The following is a 24,700-nucleotide window of genomic DNA, read 5'->3' as shown; positions in this document are numbered from 1 at the left end:
CTTGTAAAAAGTACACAATATGCACAAGCACATTAAAATAACCATATTTGCTATTCTAGGTTTTCTACAGATCGGATTGGCACAGGATGATGAAAAAGATTTAGGTACTGAAACCGTGACGGTGGTAAAGGCTTATGCCCCTACCATATCGGATGCTTTTAAGGTGAAGTCGGTACCTACTTTGAACGATTCCATTGTATTGCAAAAGAAACCTATAAACTACAGTATATTTTCCGTACCCGTTGCTTCCACTTTTACACCTTCAAAAGGGAAGGCTTCCGTGGTAAAAAAGACCCCTCCGGAGAAAATATATAACTCTTATGCCTCCGTAGGTTTGGGTAATTATAATAATGCATTGGCGGATTTTTATACCAGTAGTGCCCTTAATCGTGATGAACGATTGGATATTAGCCTAAACCACCATTCTTCTAGGGGAGAAATTGATGGAACAGCCTTGGATAACATATTTTATAATACCAAATTGGAGGCCAATTACACCAAAAAGGATAGGGATATAAGTTGGGGAGCCCATATAGGGGGGCAACATCAATTATATAATTGGTACGGAATTCCCAATGGATATTATACAGAGGAAGTAGTGAACGGTATAGATGAAAAACAAAACTATTTTAATGCCTTTGCCGGTGGTTTTGTGGAAGTAGAGGATTCCTTTTTTAAGAGTGCCGATATACTGTATAGACGGTTTTGGGATACTACAAAATCTGGCGAAAACAGAGCAGTGTTAAAACCTGCTTTCCAATTTCCATTGGGGGATGAATTATTGACACTTAAGGCCAAGGTAGATTATTTGGGCGGCCAGTTTAAAAATGGACAGGTGGGCAATGATTCCAATATTCCAGGAATAGATTACTCGCATTTGCAAGTAGGCTTAAACCCTAATATAAATATTTTGGGGGACGATCTTTCGCTTAATCTTGGTGTCAATTTGGTGTATGGAATGGATTTGGAAAATAGTGATAGTAATTTCTATATTTATCCCACAATAACGGCATCCTATCGTTTGTTGGATGAGGTAGCCATAGCATATGGTGGGGTAGAAGGGATGTTAAAGCAAAATTCGTTCTATGGATTTGTAGAAGAGAACCCATACGTTTCCCCAACCTTGGACATTCAGCCTACAGATCAGCAATATGATGCCTACATAGGCTTAAAAGGACAATTGTTGCCCAATCTTAGCTATAACCTTAAGGGGTCTTATATGGCGGAAAATAGAAAACCACTATTTTTGCTAAATCCAGAAAATACTTCAAGGACGGATGAAAAAGGGTATTACTATGGAAATAGCTTTCAGGTATTTTATGATGACGTAAAGACCTTAGGAGTTTTTGGTGAATTAAATGTAGATATAAATCGTAATTTTAGCCTAGGTATTAATGCCCAAGTTTATGATTACGATACGGAAACCGATAACCCTGCCTGGAACCTGCCCGGCCTTACCGCCTCTACCTTTATGGATTATCAAATAGGGGAGAACTGGTTTATCGGTGCCAATCTGTTTTATGTGGGCGAACGTGACGATCTTTACACCGTGGCATCTCCAGGGACACTACCGGAAGACTACGATATGACAACGGTTACTTTAGATAGCTATTTTGATGCCAATGCCCACATTGGGTACCGGGTAAATGAGCAATTGTCCGTGTTTGCAAAGGCCAATAACATTGCCAATCAGAATTATATGCGTTGGAACAATTATCAAGTACAAGGTTTCCAGGTTTTGGCCGGAGCTACGTACAAATTTGATCTATAGGATATAAAAAATAAATAGAATTGGCGGTTGGTCATGATCTGCCAAAACCCCATGGTATTTTATGGTCGCCGTAAATGTACCTTCTGCCTTTAACCTTCTATCTTAGGAGGCAAAAAGGCAGTAAGGTATTTTTTTAGTAGTTCTTGTTCATTAATTGGGTACTATTACGAATTGATATTCCTTATTCTGTTAAAACTCCAATTTACTAAAGGGGGCTGCTTAGGTTTATATTTTTTTTGGAGCGGTGATGGTTAATTTTGTCAAGGTTGAATTTTAAAAACTGTCCCATTCGTCACTCTTACGGGACATTTGGTCACAGAATAGGAAAAAGGATTCCTTTTTGTTGTTGGATAACTTTCTTTTGTTGCCTGGATAATATTAATTATAAAACTTTTTAAGAATGAGAAATTTTGCAAAATTGTTTTACGCTTGTGTTTTTTTTGTTTCCGGCAGTATGTCGCTATTGGCAGAGAACCCAAGTAATGATACTAATGATGGCATTAACCCAACCGAAGTAGTTGAAAAGGTGTACAAATCTCCAATTGGAACATGGGAATACACCGTGGACGATGTTCCTTATGAATACAGTGTTGGTGTGTTGATCATTACTAAAGAAAAGGAGGAGTATAAGGTGGTGGTAAAGGCCAATTATAATACTTTGACCGCTTCTGAAGTAAAGGTCAATGAGAACAATGTCAACTTTTCGGTCTATATCGATGGGGGAAAAGTACAAGTATCCTTGCAAGTGAAGGATGATATTATTAACGGTAACGCCAATTCTACAGAAGGTACATTTTCATTGAAAGGAAAAAGAAATAAATCCTAAAGGTTTAATAGCCGGAACAGTTGTATTTCTTTCTTGGTATTGCAAACATCCCTGAATTTGGGGATGTTTTTTTATTTTTGATATCTTGAACTTAGACTTTTTGCTCGTTAGGTATTTCTTTTGTCAACAAGTTTCGCTTACAATTTGTTCAAAATGAGGCATTGCACCATAGGTTGTAGAATTGGGATGTGGATTTTATCCACATTATGCCTAGGAAGGGGTATGTCTCAAAACCTTGTGGAAAATCCAAGTTTTGAGGCCTTTTTGGAATGCCCGGATCATTTGGGGAACTTTGGGGAAGACCTTAAATATTGGTCCGTACCTACTCATGGAACCACTGATTATTTTAATGCTTGTAGTCTTAGCATGGGGGTGCCCGTTAATTTTATGGGAGAGCAAACGGCCAAATTTGGTGAGGCCTATTTGGGATTCTATATGTATGCTCCTGAGGATTACAGGGAGTATATTCAAGGAGAACTAAAAGAACCTTTGCTGCATGGAGTTACCTATACACTTTCGTTTTATCTTAGTTTGGCCGAGAATTCGGATTATGCTGTTCGTGATTTTGATGTTCTATTTTCAACAAAACCAATAGGGGTGAAAATTAAAAAGGGACTCTCCAAATGGCAGCTTTCCAAAATTGAAGGAAATGATTTTACCAGCGTCGAAATTTTGGGGGACGAATTCATGACTGATCAGAATTCTTGGGTCAAGGTATCTGCAAACTTTGTTGCCAAGGGCTCGGAAAGATTTATTACCATTGGTAATTTTAAGAACAATGCCTCTACAAGGCGACAGAGATTGGCAAAGGAGAAAAATGTGAACGGGGCCTATTATTTCTTGGATATGGTATATGTTGGGGAAGGAATGCAGTCCTATGCCTTGGACGAGACCCATATTTTTGAGAATGTCCATTTTAATTTCGATGAGTTTCATCTAGGGAAAAAGGGAGAGCAAGAGATTATGCGCGTCTACAATTATCTGCAATCCGACAGTACTTTGAACATTGTAATCAATGGATATACGGACAATTTGGGGACTTCTTCCTACAATATGGACCTTTCTGTGAAACGCTCTATGGCAGTGGCAAATAGGTTGATCCAATTGGGTTTGGCAGGTCAAAGAATTACTTGGAATGGCTTTGGGGCTGAGCAACCTCTTGGAAATAATGAGGATGAAGAGGGTAGGGTGCGGAATAGAAGGGTGGAGTTTATAATATCCAAAGCCCTCGAAGAGTAAGCTTTTAAAGGGGTTGTCGAGTTTTTTTTTGGTACTTGTTAAAATTGTTGGCTATAAATGATTGTGGTTCAAACTTTTGGAACTATATTTGACCAACAATAAGTAATTAATTTAAATTTTAGTAATGAGTAGAGGAACAGTAAAATTTTTCAACGATGCCAAAGGATTTGGGTTCATCACAGAAGAAGGTTCTAGCAAAGAACATTTTGTACACATCTCTGGTTTAATCGACGAAATTCGCGAAGGCGATGAAGTTGAGTTTGAACTAAAAGAAGGAAAAAAAGGATTAAACGCAGTAAACGTTAAAGTTATTTAATATATACTTTTTTAATTTCCTAAGACCTAAGGCCTATCGTTTGATAGGCTTTTTTTTGTTCGTGAGACCCGTATTTCAAAAGCTGAAGGGATCAAGAACAATTGTTGTGTTTATGCAAATATTGTGGTTAATCTATAAAGGAAGAATTCTACGTTTTTGACTCCTCTGAATTGCGCTCTAAAAGCTTTTATTTTTGCATTGAATGATTCCGCCGATGCATTTGTACTCCTGTTTATAAAATAGTTCAGGATCGACCTATAATTGAGCGATATCGTATTAGCAATAGTATTGAAGGCCCTAAAGCCCGTGTTCTCTACGTCTTTGTACCAATGTGCCAGCTTTGTATATGCTGTTTGTATAGAAGTTGCCGTATTCAATATGTTCCTGAGCCCCTGTACCAGGTCGAAGGCCACCTTTATATCCGGATATTGGGCGAACAATATTTTGCTCCTTTCGTATTGGTTTTGCATCCAATTGTTGGGCGATTTATAAAGGAGATACCTACTTCTGGCCAAGAGCTGTTTTCTAGTGTCCCCATTGCTAAATTCTTTTGGGACGAATGTCCCGTTCTTTGCCCTTGCTTGCTTTATCTGTTGGTTCTCCCGGTCTATGGCGTCCCACCTATGTTTGATGCGGATGTCCTGAAGGGCCTCCAGTGCCAGCTTCTGTACATGGAACCTGTCCGTTACCTGTATTGCTTTTGGGAAGCATTGTTTGGCGATGGTCTTCATGGAGTTGGCCATATCCAGGGTAATTTCCTTGACCTTGGCCCTTTTTTTGGCCGATATCTTTAGCAGTTGCTCTATGATCGGTCCCACCTTGGTGCCGGAGAATATGGCCACTATGGACCCTTTCCTGCCCTTGGCTTTTTTGTTGGTAATTATGGTGTATAGCTCCCCCTTGGAGAGTGCCGTTTCGTCAATGGACAGATAAGGTCCTATATTCTCAGGGAATATGAGCCACTCCTTGGCATGTGGTCTCTCCTCCTATTGTTTAAACTCGCTTAAATAATCCCGAAACTGTCGCTGTAGTTTTTTGCCGTTGACCCCGTAAAACCCGCCAATGGTATGGCAGTCATTAACTTTGGTACTGACCAAGTACTTTTAAAAAAGCAGCGAACTCAACGGTCATACGAGTCCCCTGTGCCACTAGATCCCAATCTCTTTGCACGGCTTGGCCAGTGGCCTTGTCCAGCCAACGGCGGCGCTTAATGTGGAGATAAACTGACTTTCCCCTTAACGGAAAATCCTGGACGACAATCTCTTTGTGAAAACCATGGGCTATTAAAGTGCGATGTTTTTCCTCTTTCGGGGCATCTTTTTTTTCTTCAAAATATAAATGAAGCGCACCCCCTTGCATATTATGGGAGACTAGGTCAAAATGGGTCGTTAATACTTCTGGCAGTATAAACTTTAATAGGTCCAATGATAATTCCAATGCGATCGTTTTTCCGCAAAGATCTTATTCTATTTTCAATTCACACACAACTTTTGGGATTGATCCAGCTGAAGGCGCATTGAAATATGATAGTCGAACGAATCCCGCTTTTTAGCGGGATTTCCAGTTTGACAAGGCATCCTTGGGGTTTAGGGGTGCGAAGTTGCAAACTTTGCACAGCATGTGGCACCTATCCTGCGTTTTGCTCTACGAAGTTTGCAACTTGGTAGTCTGAAATTGTTACTCCACAATGCGCGTAGATATGCCTTTATGGTTTTAGCCCTTAACTGGGCCCAGTTTTTATTCTTTATATTGGTCTATGGAAAGAATAATAGGCAATATTGGTTAGCGGGCAAGTTTACCTCTATATCGATGTTGTTGGTTTCCTTCCCTAACTAAAATGCTATTGTCGCTATGTTCGAATATTTGGATAAAATAAAAATACTGATCAATAAAATGTCCGTTGATCAACATGATCAATTGGTCAGTGCCGCTAAAATCGTGGCAGATGTTATTAAGAACGATGGCATAATCCACACCATAGGTACTGGTCATTCCCAGATGATCGGTATGGAAATGTTTGGCAGGGCCTCCAATTTGGCCAATGTAAATGCTATTATGGACGATATGGTGCTTATGGCGGGCGGGGCAAGAAGATCGGCAGAAATGGAGCAGATTAGTGGTCTTGCCGAAATACTTTGGAACAACTATAAATTTAATAGAGGGGATGTATTGGTCGTTATTTCCAATTCCGGAAGAAATGCTCTGCCCTTGGAGATGGCTATGAAGGCAAAACAGGAAGGTTTAAGTACAATAGCCATCACTTCCTTGGAACAGTCCACAAGGTATGCTACCAGACACGCGAGTGGAAAAAAATTATATCAGATTGCGGATTTGGTCATTGATAACTGTGTTCCCTCGGGGGATGGGGTTATCTCCATTAACGAACTGCTTATTGGACCTGCTTCCTCGGTGTTGGGAATGATCATCGTAAACATAATTTCGACCGAGGCCATCAAAATTAATTTGGACAGAGGTGTGGATGTCTCCGTTTTTCAAAGTCAGAACATAGATGAGGCAGACAATGAGGCGCACTACCAAAAATATGAATCCCGGGTAAAACACCTATAGTGAAGTAGAGGAATTGAATGTTTTTTCTTTTTATATAGCGACTATATTTTATAATTTAGGAGGTTCAGGCAGCAGAATATTTTTCACAAGCTGATCACAGTAGAAATATTCTGAATAAAGTGACCATATGTGGGGAATCAAATTTGACAAACCAACATTTTAAACAAGGCGATATTCATCAAATCCGAACCCATAAAAATGACAAAAGTAATAGTTGCTACCATATCACTTTTAATCTTTTTTGTCTCTTTTAATGGCATTTCCCAGAGCCTGCCAGAAGGGATAAAAGTATCCAAGATATACTCCGATGAAAATTATAACGCCTTTACTTCTTTGATAAGGTTTAAAGGAGACTTTTATTGTGCTTTCCGTTCGGGGGAAAGGCATGTTTATGGAAAGGATGGCGTAATAAAAATTATAAGCTCTAAAGATGGCAAGGCCTGGAAAGATGTTGATCAAATCGCTCTCAATGGTTTTGATTTACGGGATCCTAAATTATCGGTTACTCCGGAAGGACTCATAATGGCCACTATGGGAGGGTCTATTTATGATGGTAAGACCTTGTTGGGAGGAATACCCCATGTAGCCTTCTCTAATCCTAATGGGACCAAGTTCTCCCCACCACAACCTATAACATATGATGCCCATATAAAATCGAAGTTCGATTGGCTCTGGAGCTTAACGTGGTATGAGGGTACCGGATATGGGGGAATGTATTCGCGGATAGAAAATAAAGAGGGTGGAAATACAACGATTATAAAATTAGTTAAAACTACCAATGGGATAGATTATATAAAGGTTGCCGATTTGGAAGTGGAGGGAAATCCCAATGAATCCACAATCCGTTTTTTACCCAATGGCGACATGTTAATGCTGATTAGGCGGGAAGAGGGTAACAAAAGGGCTTTTTTAGGAAAAAGTAGTCCTCCTTATACGGACTGGAGTTTTACCGAGTCGCCATACTTTATTGGAGGTCCCGACTTTGTATCGATAGGAGAGGGCCAATATATTGGTGGGGGAAGGATTAATAGGGAGTATACCGGACTGGTTTCCTTTGGTAAAAATGGAGATTTTAGGGAGGTATTGACATTGCCATCAAATTCCGATAGCAGCTATCCAGGTTTTGTTTTTGAAAATGATACCCTGTACATGAGCTACTATTCTTCCCATGAGACCGAAAAAACGGCTATTTATTTTGCCGAAATACCCTTGATTGAACTTAAATGAATGCAATAGCTTAAGTCCAATTATTTAAAAGTCCAATAATGAGTTTAAAATTTCTTTTTAGTACAATACTTCTCTGGGTGTTGCTGGGAATCGCCTTCTCTTGCAAGAGCAATAAAATAACCAACAAAGTATCGGTATCCAAAGAACCTAAAACCGTTTTGAGCCTACAGCCTTCAGTAGACAACCCCCGTAACAGTGAAGGGGATTTTATCAGGCTAAAAAATGGAAATCTGTTATTTGTGTATACCCATTATACTCAGGGCACCGGATCCGATCATGACCCTGCACATCTGGTAAGTAGATATTCCAAGGATAATGGAAATACATGGAGCATAAAGGATGAGGTGGTGCTGCCCAATGAAGGAGGAATGAATGTTATGTCGGTTTCCCTATTGCGATTACATAATGGTTCCATAGCCTTATTTTACCTGAGGAAGAATAGTACAGAGGATTGTATTCCTATAATGAGAATATCCACGGATGAAGCACAGAGTTGGGGTTCGCCAACCCCTTGTATCACCGACAAGAAAGGATATTTTGTGTTAAATAACGATAGGGTTGTTCAGTTGGAAGATGGGCGATTGCTATTTGCAGTGGCGGAACACCCTACTACGGAAAAAGGTTTCAGTGCCCAAGGCAATTTATTTTCATATTATTCCGATGATAATGGAGAAACATGGACTTCTAGTGAAATGGTGCCCAATACTACCGAAATTATCACTCAGGAACCAGGTCTCATTGAAATGAATGACGGGCGTATCATGATGTATATTCGGGCAAGCGGAGGTGTGCAGCAGATGTCCTATTCCCAAGATAGGGGGGAGAGCTGGAGTCACATTGAGGCCAGTTCTATTTATTCTCCTCTTTCGCCAGCTACCATGGAAAAAGTCCCCGGAACCGGGGATTGGGTCATGGTGTGGAACAATAACGATGGTTCGGATGTAGCTATAAAGGCTAAAAGAACCCCTCTTACGATTGCTATTTCCAAGGACGAGGGGAAAACATGGGGCAACATTAAAAATATTGCCACCGACCCAGATGGCTGGTATTGTTATACCGCCTTGTATTTTACAGATCCACAAGATCTTATTTTAGGGCATTGTGCAGGCAACAGAGTAAAGGGAACAGGGCTGGCAATAATCAACATAACTACTCTAAATTTGGATTGGCTAGTTAAACCTGGCAATAAAGACTAACATTTTTTGCCTTTAAACAGGTATTTAATAAAGATTTATTGGAAATTAGGTATTTTGTATTCCAATTTCGGGTGTTTTAAAAAATAATCAACAAAACCTTAAACCAGGACTTATGAACCTAATGTATAAACATTGTATTTTACTCTTTATGATTTTGGGGTTTACTTCTAGTGGCTATGCCCAGCAGAACCAACGTCCAAATGTAATCTTGGTGATTACCGATGATCAAGGGTACGGGGATTTGGGGTTTACTGGAAATCCCCATGTAAAAACACCCGTCATTGATGCTTTGGCACGTGAAAGTGTTCGGTTTAACAATTTTTACGTTTCTCCGGTTTGTGCACCCACCAGATCCAGTTTAATGACGGGGCGCTATTCTTTACGAACGGGGATGAGGGATACCTACAATGGGGGTGCCATTATGGCTTCCAATGAGGTCACAATAGCCGAAATGTTGAAGCAGGCAGATTATACGACCGGGGCTTTTGGGAAATGGCATTTAGGGGACAATTTTCCTAGTAGGCCCAGTGACCAGGGTTTTGACGAGTCCGTTATCCACCTTTCTGGAGGCATGGGGCAGGTAGGGGATATTACTACTTATTTTAAGGGGGATACAAGTTATTTTGATCCTGTACTTTGGCACAATAACCAGCGGGAATCATATGACGGATATTGTTCCGATATTTTTACCGATCAGGCGATGAATTTTATTGATAAAAATAAGGAATCGCCCTTTTTCTGCTATTTGGCCTACAATGCCCCACATACCCCCTTGCAAGTGCCTGATTCCTATTATCAAAAGTATAGGGACATAGACCCTTCTGCAGGGTTTGGTAAGGACGGTAGGCCTTTTTCAGAAATGAGCGAAAAGGACAAGGAAGATGCCCGAAAGGTCTATGCCATGGTCAATAATATTGACGACAACCTAGGGAGACTCTTCAAAAAATTAAAAGACCTGAAGCTAGCCGAGAACACGCTTGTAATTTTTATGACCGATAATGGCCCCCAGCAGACCAGATATGTTAGTGGTATGCGGGGACTTAAGGGAGATGTTTACAATGGGGGTGTACGGGTACCATTTTATTTAAAATATCCAGCACTTTCCAAGGGTAACAAAGATGTGGAAACCATGACGGCGCATTTGGATGTCCTGCCTACGCTATCGGCAATTTGCGATGTGGAAATGCCTAAAGACAGGATCATAGATGGCAAAAGTTTAGTTCCCTTGATACAGGGCCAAAAAGTGGAATGGGCCGATCGTTCCCTATTTTTTTATTGGTCGCGCCGCTACCCCGAATTGTATAATAACATGGCCATTCAGAAAGCGGGTTATAAATTGGTGGGAAAAACGGACTATAACGCCACTATTGAAGATTTTGAATTGTTTCAGCTAACCAATGACCCTTATGAACAGCGCAATGTTTTAAGTGATAAGAAGGCATTGGCCATAGACCTCAAAAAGGAGATGGATAAAATATACAAGGAGTTGATCATTTCTGATAATCTGTTGAACCCTCCAAAAATATTGGTCGGTACCCCGAACGAAAACCCTGTCATACTAAATAGGAATGATGCAGGCGGGGAACGGGGGATTTGGAATCAGGAGGAAATTTATGGTAACTGGGATGTAGACATTGAAGAGGGTTATTATGATATTACCTATAAGTTCGTGCAACCTGTAATGGGTAACGGGAGAATGGTTTTGGAAGCTAATACGCTGGTAAGACAAATGGAAAATAAAAAAGAGAATACGGATATTATTCAGATGGAGAAGGTTTATTTTCCAAAAATGTCGGGCAAACTTATACCTTTTTATACAGTGGCCAACAAAAATATCTTCCCATTTTGGATGGAAATGGATAAAGTAGATTAGGGACCTTTATAATAATTTCCGGATAGAAAAATATTTGTTGTACGCTACCTTTATTGCTGTACATTCGCACAATAATTTTTGTCCATGGAAAGCAAGGTAAGAGCAGTTGAGGCGTTATTCGCCGTTTTGGATCGGGAGATAGCTACTTTTCAATCCGAGTCGGGTCTGGGCTGTAAGGCAGGTTGCGGTAAATGTTGCACCCATCCGGATATAGACGCTTCTCCCTTGGAATTTCTTCCATGGGCTTTTCAACTCTTTTTGAATGGGAAGGCAGAAACGACCTTGGAAGAGTTAAGGGCAAATAGTAGTTCATTGTGCCATTTGTACAGGCCGCTTTCTGTCATGGATAGCAATAGCGGCAGCTGTGGCGACTATAAGTATCGTGGGTTAATATGCCGATTGTTTGGATATGGGGCAAGTAGGGACAAGTTGGGGGAACTGCGTTTGGCCACCTGCAAGATAATTAAGGAAAATCAGGCCGATCGCTATGAGAATGCAAAAATAGCTATGAAAAACGGACTATATGTGCCTATTTTCACCGACTACTACATGAACCTCAATCAAATAGATTTTAGGTTGGGCAATATTATTCTTCCAATAAACAAGGCCATGAAGGTCGCAATCGAGGAGGTGCTTCAATACTATGCCTACCGACCCTTTCCAGAGGGGTACAAGGTTATTGCTTAAGCTCAAAGCTCTATTTATAGCTGTAGTTTTAAACTTTTAAATCTATTTCTTTTAAATTTTCAATTCGGTTTCTTACCAAAAACGCATCTATGGTCTCGAAATGTTCTATGACACGTTTATTCTTAAATTCGAACACTTTTTGGGACAGCCCTTGAAGAAAATCCCGGTCGTGGGAAACCAATATCAAGGTGCCGTCAAAGGCAAGAAGAGCTTCTTTAAGAACATCCTTGGATTTTAGGTCCAAATGGTTGGTAGGCTCATCCAGGATCAAAAGATTAACGGGTTCCAAAAGTAATTTTACCATGGCCAGGCGGGTTTTTTCTCCTCCAGACAGTACGCTTACCTTTTTTTCCAGATCATCGCCACTAAACATAAATCTACCCAAAATATTTTTTATCTGCGTACGCACGTCCCCTTCGGCCACTTCGTCCACGGTTTGGAAGATGGTCAGTTCTGGGTCTAACAAGGAAGCCTGGTTTTGGGCAAAGTAACCCACTTTCACATTGTGCCCCAAGCTGCATTTGCCCTCCACTTCAATTTCGCCCAAAATGGCCTTGATCATGGTAGATTTTCCTTCTCCGTTCCTCCCGACAAAGGAAACCTTTTCTCCTCTTGAAATAGAGAGATTGGCATCTTTAAAAACCACATGGTCACCATAAGTTTTGGAAAGCCCCTCTGCAGTAACCGGGTAGTCGCCCGAACGTATGGAAGGGGGGAACCTCAGTTTTAAGGCTGTAGTATCCACTTCGTCAATTTCTATTATCTGTAATTTTTCCAACATCCTTTCACGGGAAGTTACTTGGTTGGTTTTGGAATAGGTGCCTTTAAAACGGTCAATAAAAGCTTGATTATCAGCAATAAATTTTTGCTGTTCCTGATAGGCCTTTATTTGATGGCTTCTTCGGTCTTCCCGCAATTGAAGGTAGTGGGTGTAATTGGCCTTGTAATCATAGATCCTACCCATGGTCACTTCTATGGTTCTGTTGGTAATATTATCTATAAAGGTCTTGTCATGAGAGATTACTACAACTGCCTTGGCCTTGTTCAGCAAGAAATCCTCCAGCCAAATAACGGATTCGATATCTACGTGGTTGGTAGGCTCATCCAAAAGGATGAGGTCTGGCTTTTGCAACAATATTTTGGCAAGCTCTATCCTCATACGCCACCCACCACTAAATTCGCTGGTAAGTCGATGAAAATCCTCGCGTCTAAAACCTAGTCCCCTCAATGCCTTTTCCACCTCTGCTTCATAATTTATTTCTTCCAAGGCATAGAATTTTTCTCCTAGGTCCGATACTTTTTCAATGATAGACATATAGGCGTCCGACTCATAATCTGTACGGGTTTCCAGTTCCTTGTTCAGCCGATCAATTTCATCTCGCATGCTAAAGATTTCCTTAAAGGCTTTGGAGGCTTCTTCGAAAACGGTACAGCTGTCATCGGTCAGTAAATGCTGCGGCAAATAGGCAATTACGGCGTCCTTGGGATAGCGAATATGACCTCGGGTGGCTTTTTGCTCTCCTGCAATTATCTTCATCATGGTAGATTTTCCAGCCCCGTTTTTGCCCATTAGGGCAATCTTATCGTTCTCATTGATAACAAAGGAAACATCACTAAACAAGGTGTCGCCACTAAACTCTACTGCTATTGCGTCTACAGAAATCATATTCCAATTTTAAGTCTGCAAAACTATGAAAAAGGGGAATACTTTGGTTATTTAATTTAATGGTTGAAAATAATACGAAATACGATAAATCCTTGTTCAATTAAAAAGCAAATACTTCCTTTAAAGTAGAAGGAGTACAGCTAAAATGTGGCTATTCCTTACGTTTGATTTCTGTTTATCGGCTTTAAAAGTTGAAAGGTCGAATAATATCTTCCTTATTGGAGTGTTAAGGTTCAATTAGTTACCTTTATTTTTAATTAATACTAGTGTAATGGATGATAAATTAGTAATAAATTTTACTCCCACTGGAATGATACCGACCAAAGGTATGACTCCACATGTTCCGGTGAGTGTTTCTGAAATAGTTGAAGATGTTCATAAGGCAACAGAGCTGGGGATAACCATGGTGCATTTGCACGCCAGAGATGCCAAAACAGGGGAGCCTACATACGAAAAGGAGGTTTATGGAGAAATAATCGAAGGTATTCGAAAATTTGCTCCATATCTGGTTATTTGTGTTTCGTTGAGTGGAAGGAATATTAATAAATTGGAATTAAGGGCGGATCCACTGTCTTTGGAAGGGTTTTTAAAGCCAGACTATGGAAGCTTGACACTTAGCTCGTTGAATTTCAATAATACTGCCAGTATAAATTCTCCTGAAACAGTTCAGGGTTTGGCTGCTATAATGAAAGAAAAGGGTATTGTTCCGGAATTGGAAGTTTTCGATATCGGAATGATTAATTATTCTAAATATTTGGAAAGGAAAGGACTTATTGAAGCTCCTTACTATTTCAATCTGCTCCTGGGCAATATAGCTTGTGCCCAAGGGGATTTATTGCATACAGGAATTATGGTACGTGATCTTCCGCAGGATTCACTATATAGTTTGGCGGGAATTGGAAATTATCAATTGCAAATGAATTCATTAGGAATTGCTATTGGCGCAGGGGTAAGGGTCGGGCTGGAAGATAACATATGGTTCGATACTTCAAGGACAACCCTGGCAAGTAATATGGATTTGTTGGATAGAATTCATACCATAGCCAAGGCCAATGATAGAAAGATTATGTCGCCGCAAGAATTTAGAGTAAAAATGAAACTGGAACCAGGGAATGGAAAATATGGAAGAAAAGCGTCCTAATTCAATAGAGATATCTTTAAAGGAGAGTGAAAAGATATCTACAGTCAAAAGATTTTGGAATATCATTAAAAATGGAATGTTCCTTTTTGGTTTGAAAAATCGCTTGGCACGAGTAGGAATTGAAATTAAGCCATATTACTGGGTAAAGGAAGAAGTGGAAAAAAGTTTGGAACCAAAAATTAAAGGTAATGTTTCAGAATTCATTTTTAGGGAGTTAAGTCTTGCTGAAATGAAATTACTGACAAAATCAATAGACAATCTTGAATTGGATGATTTAATGGAGAATCATAAGAATTCTCAGTTATGTATGGGGTTGGAACATAAGGGTGAAATTGCGGCTTATATGTTTATCGGCCTTAACGACTTAAATTATAAAGGCAAAATATTCCATATTAATACGAATGAGGCATATCTTTATAACATGTGGACCTTTCATTCCTTTAGAGGAAGAAACCTAGCTCCCTATTTACGTTACAAATGTTATGAACTTTTGAAGGGCCAAGGGAGGGATACCAAATATAGTGTTACTGACTATTTTAATAAGTCCTCCATAAAGTTTAAAAATAAGCTCAATTCCAAGCACTTGCAACTTTTTATATATATTGACTTGTTCGGCAAATGGAAAAGGCACTACTTGCTAAGATCCTATACAGATAAATAAAATGGGCTTGTGAAATTCAAGGTAGTGGTTCAAATTGCTCATTTGCTTTTAATTTGGTGACATAAATAAAAAACAATGCACGGTACATCCACTGTTTAGTGGATGTATTCTTATGTAAAGAACATGCTTATATTGTTCTAGTCCTCTTACGGAGTTTCATGAGTCGGTCTTTATAGTAGGCCTTCAATTCGTCCAAAAAGCTCATTGGGTTTTCGTACTCCGTCAATACTTTGTAAGTATGGCTATTTTTGGCCACCGCCAGTTCCTCCTGCAGTTTTTTTAGCTCCATTTTTAAATACGTAAGGTCGGGATCTTTTAAGGGCTCTTGTTTTTCGTGAGGCTTTATCAAGGTGTTCACGCTAAAAATATGAGCGTGATAAGCCTTTAGGGCGGCCAAATCTCCGGATCGGTATATATCTATTAGTTTGGCGGTTATCTTCGTGGCCATATCCAATTTATCCGTTTGCATTGAAAACTTATCGGGATGTACATATAACATGGCCTCTCGGTACAGTTGCTTCCTTTGCTGCCGTTCCCTTGAATTCTTTTCTGGCATTGGCTTAGGTTGGTTAGGTGTTAAACATAATTTCTGCTCGTAGTTTTTTCCGTTCTTTTTTTGTGCCAAGCGTTTGGCCTTTTTTGCTTTTTTCTGTTGTTTGTAGAGTAGTGTAAGTTCTTGTTCTTCAATTAATTCATCTTCGATTTTGGAACGAAGAAAGTTTTCAAAAACTGAAGTTTCTTGAATTACTTTATTGATTTCAATCTGCAAGTAATTGATCTTTGCCTGTAGGAGTTGAGCTTGGGATGGCATTTCACTGGGAAGGTGATTTTCACTCATAGTTCACGGGGCAATTGAAATCTAATTTTGATGGCAATTTAAACAATAAAAATTGCCCAAACGGAGTTCTTATGGTGATGAGCTCGTAAATGGAATAAAATAATAGAATAATTATTCGGATTCCATCGAGCGTGATTTTTAGGTAAATTTAATTTTATCCAAAGTGATTATAATTCAAAAAAAATAGATAGATGGGAAGTTTTAAAGGTATTGTCAAGTTAGGATTTATAGTATTTGCCATGCTGATGGGGGTTTCTTCCGTGGCTTCGGAAAATTTAAATCAATTCAATATTGAGGTCCATAAGGCTAGCTCCCTTTTAGGTGAGGAAAATTTTCTGGGTAATTGGAAATATTCTGCAGAAAATGTGCCTTATGAGTATGCCAAGGGGATATTGTTTATTTCTAAAAAAGAAGGTGTACTTACAGTTGTAGTTGCTTTACGAGGTAGGGAAAGTAAGGCACAGGACGTTAGGGTGGAAGATAATACTTTGACATTTGACCTTAATTTGGAAGGCCAAATAGTATCCGTGAGTTTAAAGGCGGAAGGTGATAAGATAAGTGGAAAGGCAAGTTCTCGGGACGGTATTTTCCAATTAACAGGGGAAAGGCGTTTAGACCCTGAATAGGATTTGATTTTTAATCTTTTAGGACTGCTTAGAGTCCCTAAAGTCATAAAAAAACCGAAGTTAAGAACTTCGGTTTTTTTCTTTTTAAAAATTGTTTCCCCTTAAAAGGTAATTGGTAAGGAAACTCTAGTGTTGCCCCAACCCAATACCATATGGGCACCTTTGTCGGCATCCTTATAGGCAATGGAGAAAGCATCCAATGATTCAGAGGCATTGCTAACACTAGCGGGTATGCGTACAACGTCAGCATCTTCCTGATAGGAATATGCTCCCCATTGATTTAAATTTTTGTTCAGTATTACAGTCCATTCCTTATCTCCAGGGATGGTAAACAAGGAATAAGTGCCAGCAGCAACAGATTTCCCACCTACAGTGGCATCCTTATAAAAAATGATTTCAGCGGCCTCATTGGCTCCAGTTCTCCATACCTTTCCAGCAGGGGCAAGTTCGGAAATTGAACGTCCTTTTAATTGTGGGCGACTATAAGTTACTCGAACCAATTTTTCCGAAACTTTATAATCAGTAGGATAAGAGGCAATGTCCGCCGGACTCTTGTCCAATCCGCTGAATTTCTGTGCCATAGCCTCAGAGCTAAAGGACAGGGCAATAACCATAAGTGCAATCGTAAATAAATTTTTCATTTTTTTTTAGTTTTAGTGATTGTCAAATTTAAATAGTATTCCTGTTAATCTGAATTAAAAGTCGCTAAATTTTGTACAACTTACAAAATAGTGGGTTGATGTAAGCGAATACATTTATATTATGACAATATGTTAGTATTATTTAATTTAAGGTTATAAATTAAAATCAATTATGAATTTTATATTTTATAATGTATATATTAAGTCGATATTTGCTTAAAAATTGACATAAATATAATAGTATGTGTGGAATTGTATGTGCCTTTGATGTAAAAGAGAGTACGGAGGTTTTAAGGCCTCAATTACTGGAAATGTCCAAGAAAATTAGACATAGGGGACCAGACTGGAGTGGGATATATGCTGACGATAAGGCTATTTTGGCGCACGAGCGTTTGTCTATCGTTGACCCGGCTTCCGGAAAACAACCTTTGTATAGTCCGGATAAAAAATTGGTTTTGGCCGCTAATGGCGAGATATATAACCATAGGGAGTTGCGTAAACAATTTGCCGGAACCTATAATTTTCAGACGGAATCTGACTGTGAGGTGATTTTGGCCCTCTATCAGAAGAAGGGCGTTGATTTCTTGGATGAAATGAACGGTATCTTTGGCTTTGCCATCTATGATTCGGAAAAGGATGAATATTTTATAGCTAGGGATCATATGGGGATCATTCCGCTATATATTGGTTGGGATGTTAATGGTACTTTTTATGTTGCTTCGGAGTTAAAGGCATTGGAGGGTACTTGTACCAAGATCCAGTTGTTTCCTCCAGGGCATTATTTGCATAGTAAGAATGGTGAATTCAAAAGATGGTATACACGTGATTGGATGGACTATGATGCCGTAAAGGACAATGAGACTAGTATACAGGCTATTAAGGAGGCTTTGGAGGCGGCTGTTCATAGACAATTAATGTCCGATGTGCCCTATGGTGTTCTGCTTTCTGGAGGGTTGGATTCTTCGGTTACTTCTGCCATTGCAAAAAAATATGCGCAGAAGAGAATTGAGTCCGATGATACTACCGATGCTTGGTGGCCGCAATTGCATTCATTTTCGGTGGGATTGGAAGGTTCGCCGGATTTGGCTGCAGCACAAAAGGTGGCCGATCATATTGGTACCGTGCACCATGAAATTAAATTTACCATTCAAGAAGGTTTGGATGCCATTAAGGATGTGGTTTATAACCTGGAGACCTATGATATAACAACTATTAGGGCGTCCACTCCAATGTATCTTATGGCCAGAGTGATAAAATCTATGGGTATTAAAATGGTTTTGTCAGGTGAAGGAGCGGACGAATTATTTGGGGGTTATTTATATTTCCATAAGGCGCCAAATGCTAAGGAATTCCATGAGGAAACGGTCCGAAAATTGGATAAGCTTCATATGTACGATTGTCTAAGAGCCAACAAATCTTTGGCAGCTTGGGGTATAGAAGGAAGGGTTCCCTTTTTGGATAAGGAATTTATGGACGTGGCTATGAGGATAAACCCGCAGGATAAGATGATCAACGGAGAGCGTATGGAGAAATGGGTAGTGCGTAAGGCGTTTGAGGATATGTTGCCCGAAAGTGTTGCTTGGAGGCAAAAAGAACAATTTTCGGATGGAGTTGGTTATAGCTGGATAGATACCTTGAAGGAGGTAGTTAAGAATGAAGTTACGGATGATCAATTGGCAAACGCCAAATACAGATTTCCTTTGCAGACGCCTACTTCTAAAGAAGAATTTTATTATCGCTCAATTTTTGAGGAGCATTTTCCTTCGGATGCAGCGGCATTGTGCGTGCCACAGGAACCTTCAGTGGCCTGTAGTACAAAAATTGCACTGGAATGGGATGAGGCCTTTAAAAACATGAACGATCCGTCCGGTAGGGCAGTTTCAAAAGTGCATTCCGATGCTTATGTAAAGTAATCCTATTGGTTATCGAAAAAAGAAATCGATTGATTAAGTTTTAGTTTATTAGTGTATAAGAGGCATCCTTTAGGGGGTGCCTTTTTTATTGGGAGGGATTCAAATACCTGCCAACGGGTTAGGGAGTAATTAAAACTTGATCCAACTTCTGGCTAAATGTAAAAGATGAATAAAGTTTTGACATGAAGTTAAGTAAACCGGAGATGAACTGTGATGTTAAGTAATGCATCTAATCTTTGAATTTGTACACTTTATTCGATAATCGAGATTAAAGTGCTCCGACGCTTGCCTGCCCGTTCCATTCAGGCGGGCCTGCCCGTTCCATTCAGGCGGGCCTGCCCGTTCCATTCAGGCGGGCCTACCCGTTCCATTCAGGCGGGCTTGAAAATCTAAAATAAGGGTTCTTTCCATGCCTTGTAGGCTTGATTTTGTCGGCAGACGGGCTTTCCCCGAGGTAGTTTACTTTCGGTGTTTTAGGTTGATTTTGTAAGGCCATCCTTATGGTGCGTTCTCTTGTTTGATTGTTATTTGGAACGGGCCGAAATGGGTCGATAGAACCCACTTAGTCACCTTATATATCGATTGGTATTTTTCCACAATTTTTGTTGATAACTTAGCAACTTATATTCGTCATCAACCCTATATTTCATAGGGTATTGCGTATATTTGTAGGATTGCTAAAATTATAATGAAATAAGTATTTATTTATGAGCGAAGAAGCAAATAAAGACGAGCAAAAAAAGAACAATTATTCCGCAGATAGTATCCAGGCCTTGGAAGGTATGGAACATGTGCGTATGAGGCCCTCCATGTATATAGGTGATGTAGGGGTGCGTGGTTTGCATCATTTGGTTTATGAAGTAGTGGATAACTCCATTGATGAGGCCATGGGCGGCCATTGTGATGAGATTAGCGTAACCATTAACGAAGACAATTCGATCACTACCCAGGATAACGGTAGGGGAATCCCTGTAGACCTTCACAAGAAGGAAGGTGTTTCTGCCTTGGAGGTAGTTATGACCAAAATAGGTGCCGGAGGTAAATTTGATAAAGATTCCTATAAAGTTTCAGGTGGTCTTCACGGTGTTGGGGTGTCCTGTGTCAATGCACTTTCCAAACATCTGAGAGCGACAGTACATAGGGATGGTAAAATATGGGAGCAGGAATACAGCAAGGGTAAAGCGCTTTATCCCGTGAAAACTATTGGAGAAACCGATAAGAGGGGGACCATTGTTACTTTTACACCGGACGATACGATATTTACCCAGACTGTGGAATACAGTTATGAGACCCTTGCCAATAGAATGCGCGAGCTTTCTTTCTTGAACAAAGGTGTTGCTATTACCCTTGTGGATAGAAGGCAAAAGGATAAGGAAAGTGAAAACGGTTTTGTCACCGAACGTTTCTTTTCTGAAGAAGGGTTGAAGGAATTTATCAAATTTTTGGATGGTAATCGCGAGCCGCTTATTCGTAGCGTAATTTCTATGGAAGGGGAAAAGAACGATATTCCTGTGGAAGTTGCCATGGTTTATAATACTTCATATACAGAGAACCTTCATTCTTATGTCAATAATATCAATACTCATGAAGGTGGGACGCATTTAGCTGGATTCAGAAGGGGTTTGACCTCAACATTGAAGAAATATGCGGATGCATCCGGAATGTTGGAAAAATTAAAATTCGAGGTTCAGGGCGATGACTTTAGGGAAGGTTTAACGGCTATTATCTCCGTAAAGGTGGCGGAACCACAATTCGAAGGGCAGACCAAGACCAAATTAGGTAATAGAGAGGTATCTGCAGCAGTAAGTCAGGCAGTTTCGGAAATGTTGACGAATTACTTGGAGGAAAATCCAGATGATGCCAAAACAATTGTCCAAAAAGTAATTTTGGCAGCTCAGGCCCGACATGCAGCTACAAAGGCCCGTGAAATGGTGCAACGTAAAACGGTGATGAGCATTGGTGGCCTACCTGGAAAATTATCGGATTGTTCTGAGCAAGACCCTGCATTGTGCGAAGTGTTTCTTGTAGAGGGAGATTCTGCGGGTGGTACTGCCAAACAAGGAAGGGATAGGGCTTTTCAAGCTATCCTTCCATTGAGGGGTAAGATCTTGAACGTTGAAAAGGCAATGACCCATAAGGTCTTTGAGAATGAGGAGATCAAAAATATTTATACGGCCTTAGGAGTTACCATTGGAACAGAGGACGATAGCAAGGCTTTGAATTTGGATAAATTGCGTTATCACAAGGTTGTGATTATGTGTGATGCGGACGTCGATGGTAGTCATATTGAAACTTTGATATTGACCTTCTTCTTTAGATACATGCGCGAATTGATCGAAGGCGGGCATGTTTATATAGCAACCCCTCCTCTTTATTTGGTGAAAAAGGGAGCTAAAAAGAGGTATGCTTGGTCCGATAAGGAGCGGGATGAAATTGCAGAGAGTTTTAACGGAAGTGTTGGTATTCAGCGCTATAAGGGTCTTGGGGAAATGAATGCAGAGCAATTATGGGACACGACCATGAATCCTGAATTTAGGACATTAAGACAGATAACCATCGATAACGCCACGGAAACAGATAGAGTATTCTCTATGTTAATGGGGGATGAGGTGCCGCCAAGAAGGGAGTTTATTGAGAAAAATGCGGTTTATGCGAACATTGATGCATAAGAAATAGTGTATACACAACAAAAACTCGCACCAGTGGTGCGAGTTTTTTAGTTTTAACAAAAATCTATTAGTTATGAAATATATATTTTTAACAGGAATTTTGTTTTTAAGCGCAGCTGGATTTTCACAATCCAATGTCAACGAGTTATTTGCTGCCGGTGAGGATGATGCCGAAAGATTTGTCGATAGTTATTTAGGGCCAGTATCCGAGGGTGCAATTTATGGTTTGTCCAATGGATGGTACAATAGCGCAGATTCGAAACCTTTGGGTGGTTTTGAGATTTCCATAATAGGTAATATGACTTCTTTTAAAAATAAGGAAGACAAAAAGACTTTCGTTCTAAATACAGCTGATTATGAAAATCTGCAGTTCGTAGATGGGAGTTCTTCCAAGCCGGTTTCAACGGCTTTAGGGGATTTGGAAGGGATAGATGTGTTTGTTGAAGGAGAGTTGGCCCCTGGTGTAACAACACGGGAAGAATTTGAATTGCCTACTGGACTTGCTTCGGAAAATATCAACTTTATTCCTTCCGCGTTTTTACAGGTAAGTGTAGGCTTGGTCAAAGGCTTGGAAGTCAAGGCGAGGTTTTTACCTAAAATTGATACGGAAGATGTTGCTTTGGGCCTATATGGCGCAGGCCTTCAATATGACTTTTCTAAATTGCTGCCTGCGGACAAAGTATTGCCCGTTGCGCTTTCGGCTGTGGTAGGTTATACGCATTTGAATGCAACTTATGATTTTACGGACAGTAATATTGTAGATGGCAGTGGTCAGAAGATAGATGTGGATATAAATGTATTAACCGTTCAAGCCTTGGCATCTACTAAACTTCCGGTCATTAACTTTTATGGAGGTATAGGATATGTCTCCGGAAAATCTACAACAGATGTTTTGGGAACCTACAATGTACAGTCTGGGCCATTTCAAGAAACCTACGTGGATCCTTTTTCTTTGACCAGAAAGGCCAGCGGGGTCTCGGGAACTTTGGGTGTCAAATTAAAACTTGGCTTCTTTAGGTTACATGCCGATTATTCGCTGGCAGAATTTAATAACCTAACTGTAGGAGTAAATTTTGGATTTAGATAAATCCAAAATTTACCCTTTATTCCCTTATTGCCAATATCTTACCTTCCTTATCGGCAAGGATAATCCCATGTTCGGTTTCTGTCATGAGTACTATATCCTCCTCTTTATCAAGACCGGGATAAGAAATAACATATACGCTATCCTTATGGACCCAACTAAAGTCCGAAATAACCGTTAAATTTTTGTTGTGATAGGTATGGTATCTGCCGAGATAGGCATCATTAAAGATCCATTCCTGTTTTACGGTCTGTTTTTGGGTGGTGCCACCATCCGCCGAAGTATGGGACCATATCCCAATAACCGGATCATTGTTTTCTGTAATTCTTGTGCAATTACTGGCAAGTAGGATACCAATAATGCCCAAGAATGAAAATATTTTTTTCATTTTGTAGGAATTTTCTTTGATTTGGGTACTTCATATTGAACGCAGAGTTTCATCCTTCTATTATATTAATTCGACGTATGGAACGGTATTTTAACTTTTTTCGATGAAAGGTCTTTTTATTACGTTCAGTATAAATTTGGATAAGCCTCACTTTGCCAATCAAAATTCTTCCTATTTATGAAAAATTCAAAATCCTACTGCCAATAAAATTTAGATGGTTTCTATGAATATGGTGGTATTGTTCTGTTAAAAATCAGTACTTTTGGGAGATAAAATTTAACTTAAAATAACCTTATAATGAAAGTTACCGTTGTTGGAGCAGGTGCTGTAGGCGCGAGTTGTGCAGAGTACATTGCTATAAAGAATTTTGCATCAGAAGTAGTTGTGTTGGATATTAAGGAAGGTTTTGCTGAAGGCAAAGCCATGGATTTAATGCAAACAGCTTCATTGAATGGTTTTGATACCAAAATAACCGGAATTACGAACGATTATAGCAAAACAGCAGGAAGCGACGTGGCTATTATTACTTCTGGTATTCCTCGTAAGCCGGGAATGACCCGTGAGGAGTTGATCGGGATAAACGCCGGTATTGTAAAGACGGTTTCTTCCAATTTAATAGAACACTCTCCCAACGTTATTTTGATAGTCGTTAGTAATCCAATGGATACCATGACATATTTGGTTCATAAGACTACTAATTTGCCCAAGAACAGGATTATAGGAATGGGTGGTGCTTTGGATAGTGCTAGGTTTAAATACAGATTGGCCGAGGCATTGGAGGCTCCAATTTCCGATGTGGATGGTATGGTAATAGGAGGTCATAGCGATACAGGTATGGTGCCGTTAACGGCACATGCTACTAGGAATAGTATCAAAGTGTCCGAGTTTTTGTCAGAAGAGCGCCTAGCGCAAGTTTCTGAGGATACTAAAGTAGGAGGAGCTACACTTACCAAATTATTGGGTACTAGTGCTTGGTACGCTCCAGGTGCTGCTGTTTCTTCCATGGTACAGGCTATTGCTTGTGATCAGAAGAAGATGTTCCCTTGTTCAGCCTTTTTGGAAGGGGAGTACGGTTTAGATGATATTTGTATTGGTGTCCCTGTACTTTTGGGTAAAAATGGCATCGAAAAAATTGTAAAAATAGAATTGGCCGAGGCCGAAAAAGCGAAAATGCAGGAAAGTGCAGAGGGAGTAAGAAAGACAAATGGTCTTCTGGCCCTATAATTTATTGGGGTCGCCAAATACTAAGGGCATCCGTCCCATATGTTTCCGATTACCATCGGAACGGGGCGGATGCCCTTATTTTATAAAACTGATAAATATATTGTTAGTTCCTATGGGAAATAATATATTTGCACGCTATTTAAGAA

Annotated in this window: 21 protein-coding genes and 1 pseudogene; 16 read left to right on the top strand and 6 right to left on the bottom strand. The window is 39.9% G+C overall.

Annotated features, from left to right (window positions below):
• The first annotated feature begins 19 nt into the window (after window positions 1-19).
• The 4 genes from MWU84_RS05420 (at window position 20) to MWU84_RS05405 (ending at window position 4,152) form a co-directional block, all read left to right on the top strand.
• Window positions 20-1,771 carry a TonB-dependent receptor gene (locus tag MWU84_RS05420; protein ID WP_246899159.1) on the top strand — a complete coding sequence of 584 codons (1,752 nt, stop codon included), beginning with the start codon at window positions 20-22 and terminating at the stop codon, window positions 1,769-1,771.
• Between the two features lie 400 nt (window positions 1,772-2,171).
• Window positions 2,172-2,597: a hypothetical protein gene (locus MWU84_RS05415; RefSeq protein ID WP_246899157.1), complete on the top strand. Its 426-nt coding sequence runs from the start codon at window positions 2,172-2,174 to the stop codon at window positions 2,595-2,597.
• Window positions 2,598-2,819: 222 nt separating this feature from the next.
• Window positions 2,820-3,836: an OmpA family protein gene (locus MWU84_RS05410; protein ID WP_246899155.1), complete on the top strand. Its 1,017-nt coding sequence runs from the start codon at window positions 2,820-2,822 to the stop codon at window positions 3,834-3,836.
• 124 nt (window positions 3,837-3,960) lie between these two features.
• On the top strand, window positions 3,961-4,152 hold the full coding sequence (locus tag MWU84_RS05405; protein ID WP_246899154.1) for a cold shock domain-containing protein: 192 nt from the start codon (window positions 3,961-3,963) through the stop codon (window positions 4,150-4,152).
• A gap of 110 nt (window positions 4,153-4,262) precedes the next feature.
• Here MWU84_RS05405 and MWU84_RS05400 read toward each other — a convergent pair.
• Together MWU84_RS05400 and MWU84_RS05395 are read right to left on the bottom strand one after the other, a co-directional pair.
• A pseudogene (locus MWU84_RS05400) lies at window positions 4,263-5,216 on the bottom strand (transposase).
• A gap of 13 nt (window positions 5,217-5,229) precedes the next feature.
• A complete protein-coding gene (locus MWU84_RS05395; protein ID WP_246899152.1) occupies window positions 5,230-5,589 on the bottom strand; it encodes a transposase family protein in 360 nt (119 codons plus the stop codon).
• 414 nt (window positions 5,590-6,003) lie between these two features.
• Here MWU84_RS05395 and MWU84_RS05390 point away from each other — a divergent pair, with 414 nt between their 5' ends.
• The 5 genes from MWU84_RS05390 (at window position 6,004) to MWU84_RS05370 (ending at window position 11,703) form a co-directional block, all read left to right on the top strand.
• The gene (locus MWU84_RS05390) at window positions 6,004-6,720 is read left to right on the top strand and encodes an SIS domain-containing protein (protein ID WP_246899150.1); all 717 of its coding nucleotides are present in this window, start codon (window positions 6,004-6,006) and stop codon (window positions 6,718-6,720) included.
• A gap of 198 nt (window positions 6,721-6,918) precedes the next feature.
• A complete protein-coding gene (locus MWU84_RS05385; protein WP_246899148.1) occupies window positions 6,919-7,947 on the top strand; it encodes a sialidase family protein in 1,029 nt (342 codons plus the stop codon).
• Window positions 7,948-7,985: 38 nt separating this feature from the next.
• Window positions 7,986-9,143: a sialidase family protein gene (locus tag MWU84_RS05380; RefSeq protein WP_246899146.1), complete on the top strand. Its 1,158-nt coding sequence runs from the start codon at window positions 7,986-7,988 to the stop codon at window positions 9,141-9,143.
• A gap of 112 nt (window positions 9,144-9,255) precedes the next feature.
• Window positions 9,256-11,016: an arylsulfatase gene (locus MWU84_RS05375; RefSeq protein ID WP_246899144.1), complete on the top strand. Its 1,761-nt coding sequence runs from the start codon at window positions 9,256-9,258 to the stop codon at window positions 11,014-11,016.
• Window positions 11,017-11,100: 84 nt separating this feature from the next.
• The gene (locus MWU84_RS05370; protein ID WP_348647852.1) at window positions 11,101-11,703 is read left to right on the top strand and encodes a YkgJ family cysteine cluster protein; all 603 of its coding nucleotides are present in this window, start codon (window positions 11,101-11,103) and stop codon (window positions 11,701-11,703) included.
• Window positions 11,704-11,731: 28 nt separating this feature from the next.
• Here MWU84_RS05370 and MWU84_RS05365 read toward each other — a convergent pair whose 3' ends face one another.
• Window positions 11,732-13,369, bottom strand: coding sequence for an ABC-F family ATP-binding cassette domain-containing protein (locus MWU84_RS05365; RefSeq protein WP_246899140.1), 1,638 nt, complete (start codon window positions 13,367-13,369; stop codon window positions 11,732-11,734).
• A 271-nt stretch (window positions 13,370-13,640) separates the two neighbouring features.
• Here MWU84_RS05365 and MWU84_RS05360 point away from each other — a divergent pair, with 271 nt between their 5' ends.
• Both MWU84_RS05360 and MWU84_RS05355 read left to right on the top strand, forming a co-directional pair.
• Complete coding sequence (locus MWU84_RS05360) at window positions 13,641-14,510, top strand: 3-keto-5-aminohexanoate cleavage protein (RefSeq protein ID WP_246899138.1); 870 nt, start codon at window positions 13,641-13,643, stop codon at window positions 14,508-14,510.
• Window positions 14,482-15,171 carry a GNAT family N-acetyltransferase gene (locus tag MWU84_RS05355; RefSeq protein WP_246899134.1) on the top strand — a complete coding sequence of 230 codons (690 nt, stop codon included), beginning with the start codon at window positions 14,482-14,484 and terminating at the stop codon, window positions 15,169-15,171. Before MWU84_RS05360 ends, MWU84_RS05355 begins: the two co-directional genes overlap by 29 nt.
• Window positions 15,172-15,298: 127 nt before the next feature.
• On the opposite strand, the gene MWU84_RS05350 is transcribed toward MWU84_RS05355, so the two are convergent.
• Window positions 15,299-16,009: a hypothetical protein gene (locus tag MWU84_RS05350; protein WP_246899132.1), complete on the bottom strand. Its 711-nt coding sequence runs from the start codon at window positions 16,007-16,009 to the stop codon at window positions 15,299-15,301.
• Window positions 16,010-16,200: 191 nt separating this feature from the next.
• Between MWU84_RS05350 and MWU84_RS05345 the strand changes: the two genes are divergently transcribed.
• The gene (locus tag MWU84_RS05345; protein WP_246899130.1) at window positions 16,201-16,635 is read left to right on the top strand and encodes a hypothetical protein; all 435 of its coding nucleotides are present in this window, start codon (window positions 16,201-16,203) and stop codon (window positions 16,633-16,635) included.
• Between the two features lie 101 nt (window positions 16,636-16,736).
• On the opposite strand, the gene MWU84_RS05340 is transcribed toward MWU84_RS05345, so the two are convergent.
• Window positions 16,737-17,276: a DUF2911 domain-containing protein gene (locus MWU84_RS05340; protein ID WP_246899126.1), complete on the bottom strand. Its 540-nt coding sequence runs from the start codon at window positions 17,274-17,276 to the stop codon at window positions 16,737-16,739.
• A gap of 242 nt (window positions 17,277-17,518) precedes the next feature.
• On the opposite strand from MWU84_RS05340, the gene asnB reads away from it, so the two are divergent.
• The 3 genes from asnB (at window position 17,519) to MWU84_RS05325 (ending at window position 22,945) form a co-directional block, all read left to right on the top strand.
• Window positions 17,519-19,189, top strand: coding sequence for an asparagine synthase B (asnB, locus tag MWU84_RS05335; protein WP_246899124.1), 1,671 nt, complete (start codon window positions 17,519-17,521; stop codon window positions 19,187-19,189).
• Between the two features lie 707 nt (window positions 19,190-19,896).
• Entirely contained in the window at window positions 19,897-21,858 is a 1,962-nt protein-coding gene (gene gyrB / locus MWU84_RS05330; protein WP_246899121.1) for a DNA topoisomerase (ATP-hydrolyzing) subunit B, read from the top strand.
• Window positions 21,859-21,931: 73 nt separating this feature from the next.
• The gene (locus tag MWU84_RS05325; protein ID WP_246899119.1) at window positions 21,932-22,945 is read left to right on the top strand and encodes a DUF6588 family protein; all 1,014 of its coding nucleotides are present in this window, start codon (window positions 21,932-21,934) and stop codon (window positions 22,943-22,945) included.
• A gap of 16 nt (window positions 22,946-22,961) precedes the next feature.
• On the opposite strand, the gene MWU84_RS05320 is transcribed toward MWU84_RS05325, so the two are convergent.
• Window positions 22,962-23,330 carry a hypothetical protein gene (locus MWU84_RS05320; protein ID WP_246899117.1) on the bottom strand — a complete coding sequence of 123 codons (369 nt, stop codon included), beginning with the start codon at window positions 23,328-23,330 and terminating at the stop codon, window positions 22,962-22,964.
• Between the two features lie 297 nt (window positions 23,331-23,627).
• Here MWU84_RS05320 and mdh point away from each other — a divergent pair, with 297 nt between their 5' ends.
• Complete coding sequence (gene mdh, locus MWU84_RS05315; RefSeq protein WP_246899115.1) at window positions 23,628-24,554, top strand: malate dehydrogenase; 927 nt, start codon at window positions 23,628-23,630, stop codon at window positions 24,552-24,554.
• The last annotated feature ends 146 nt before the right edge of the window (window positions 24,555-24,700 follow it).

Source organism: Arenibacter sp. F20364 (assembly GCF_023015905.1).
In the GTDB taxonomy this organism is placed as follows: Bacteria; Bacteroidota; Bacteroidia; order Flavobacteriales; family Flavobacteriaceae; genus Arenibacter.
This window is presented reverse-complemented; position numbering and strand designations above follow the sequence as displayed.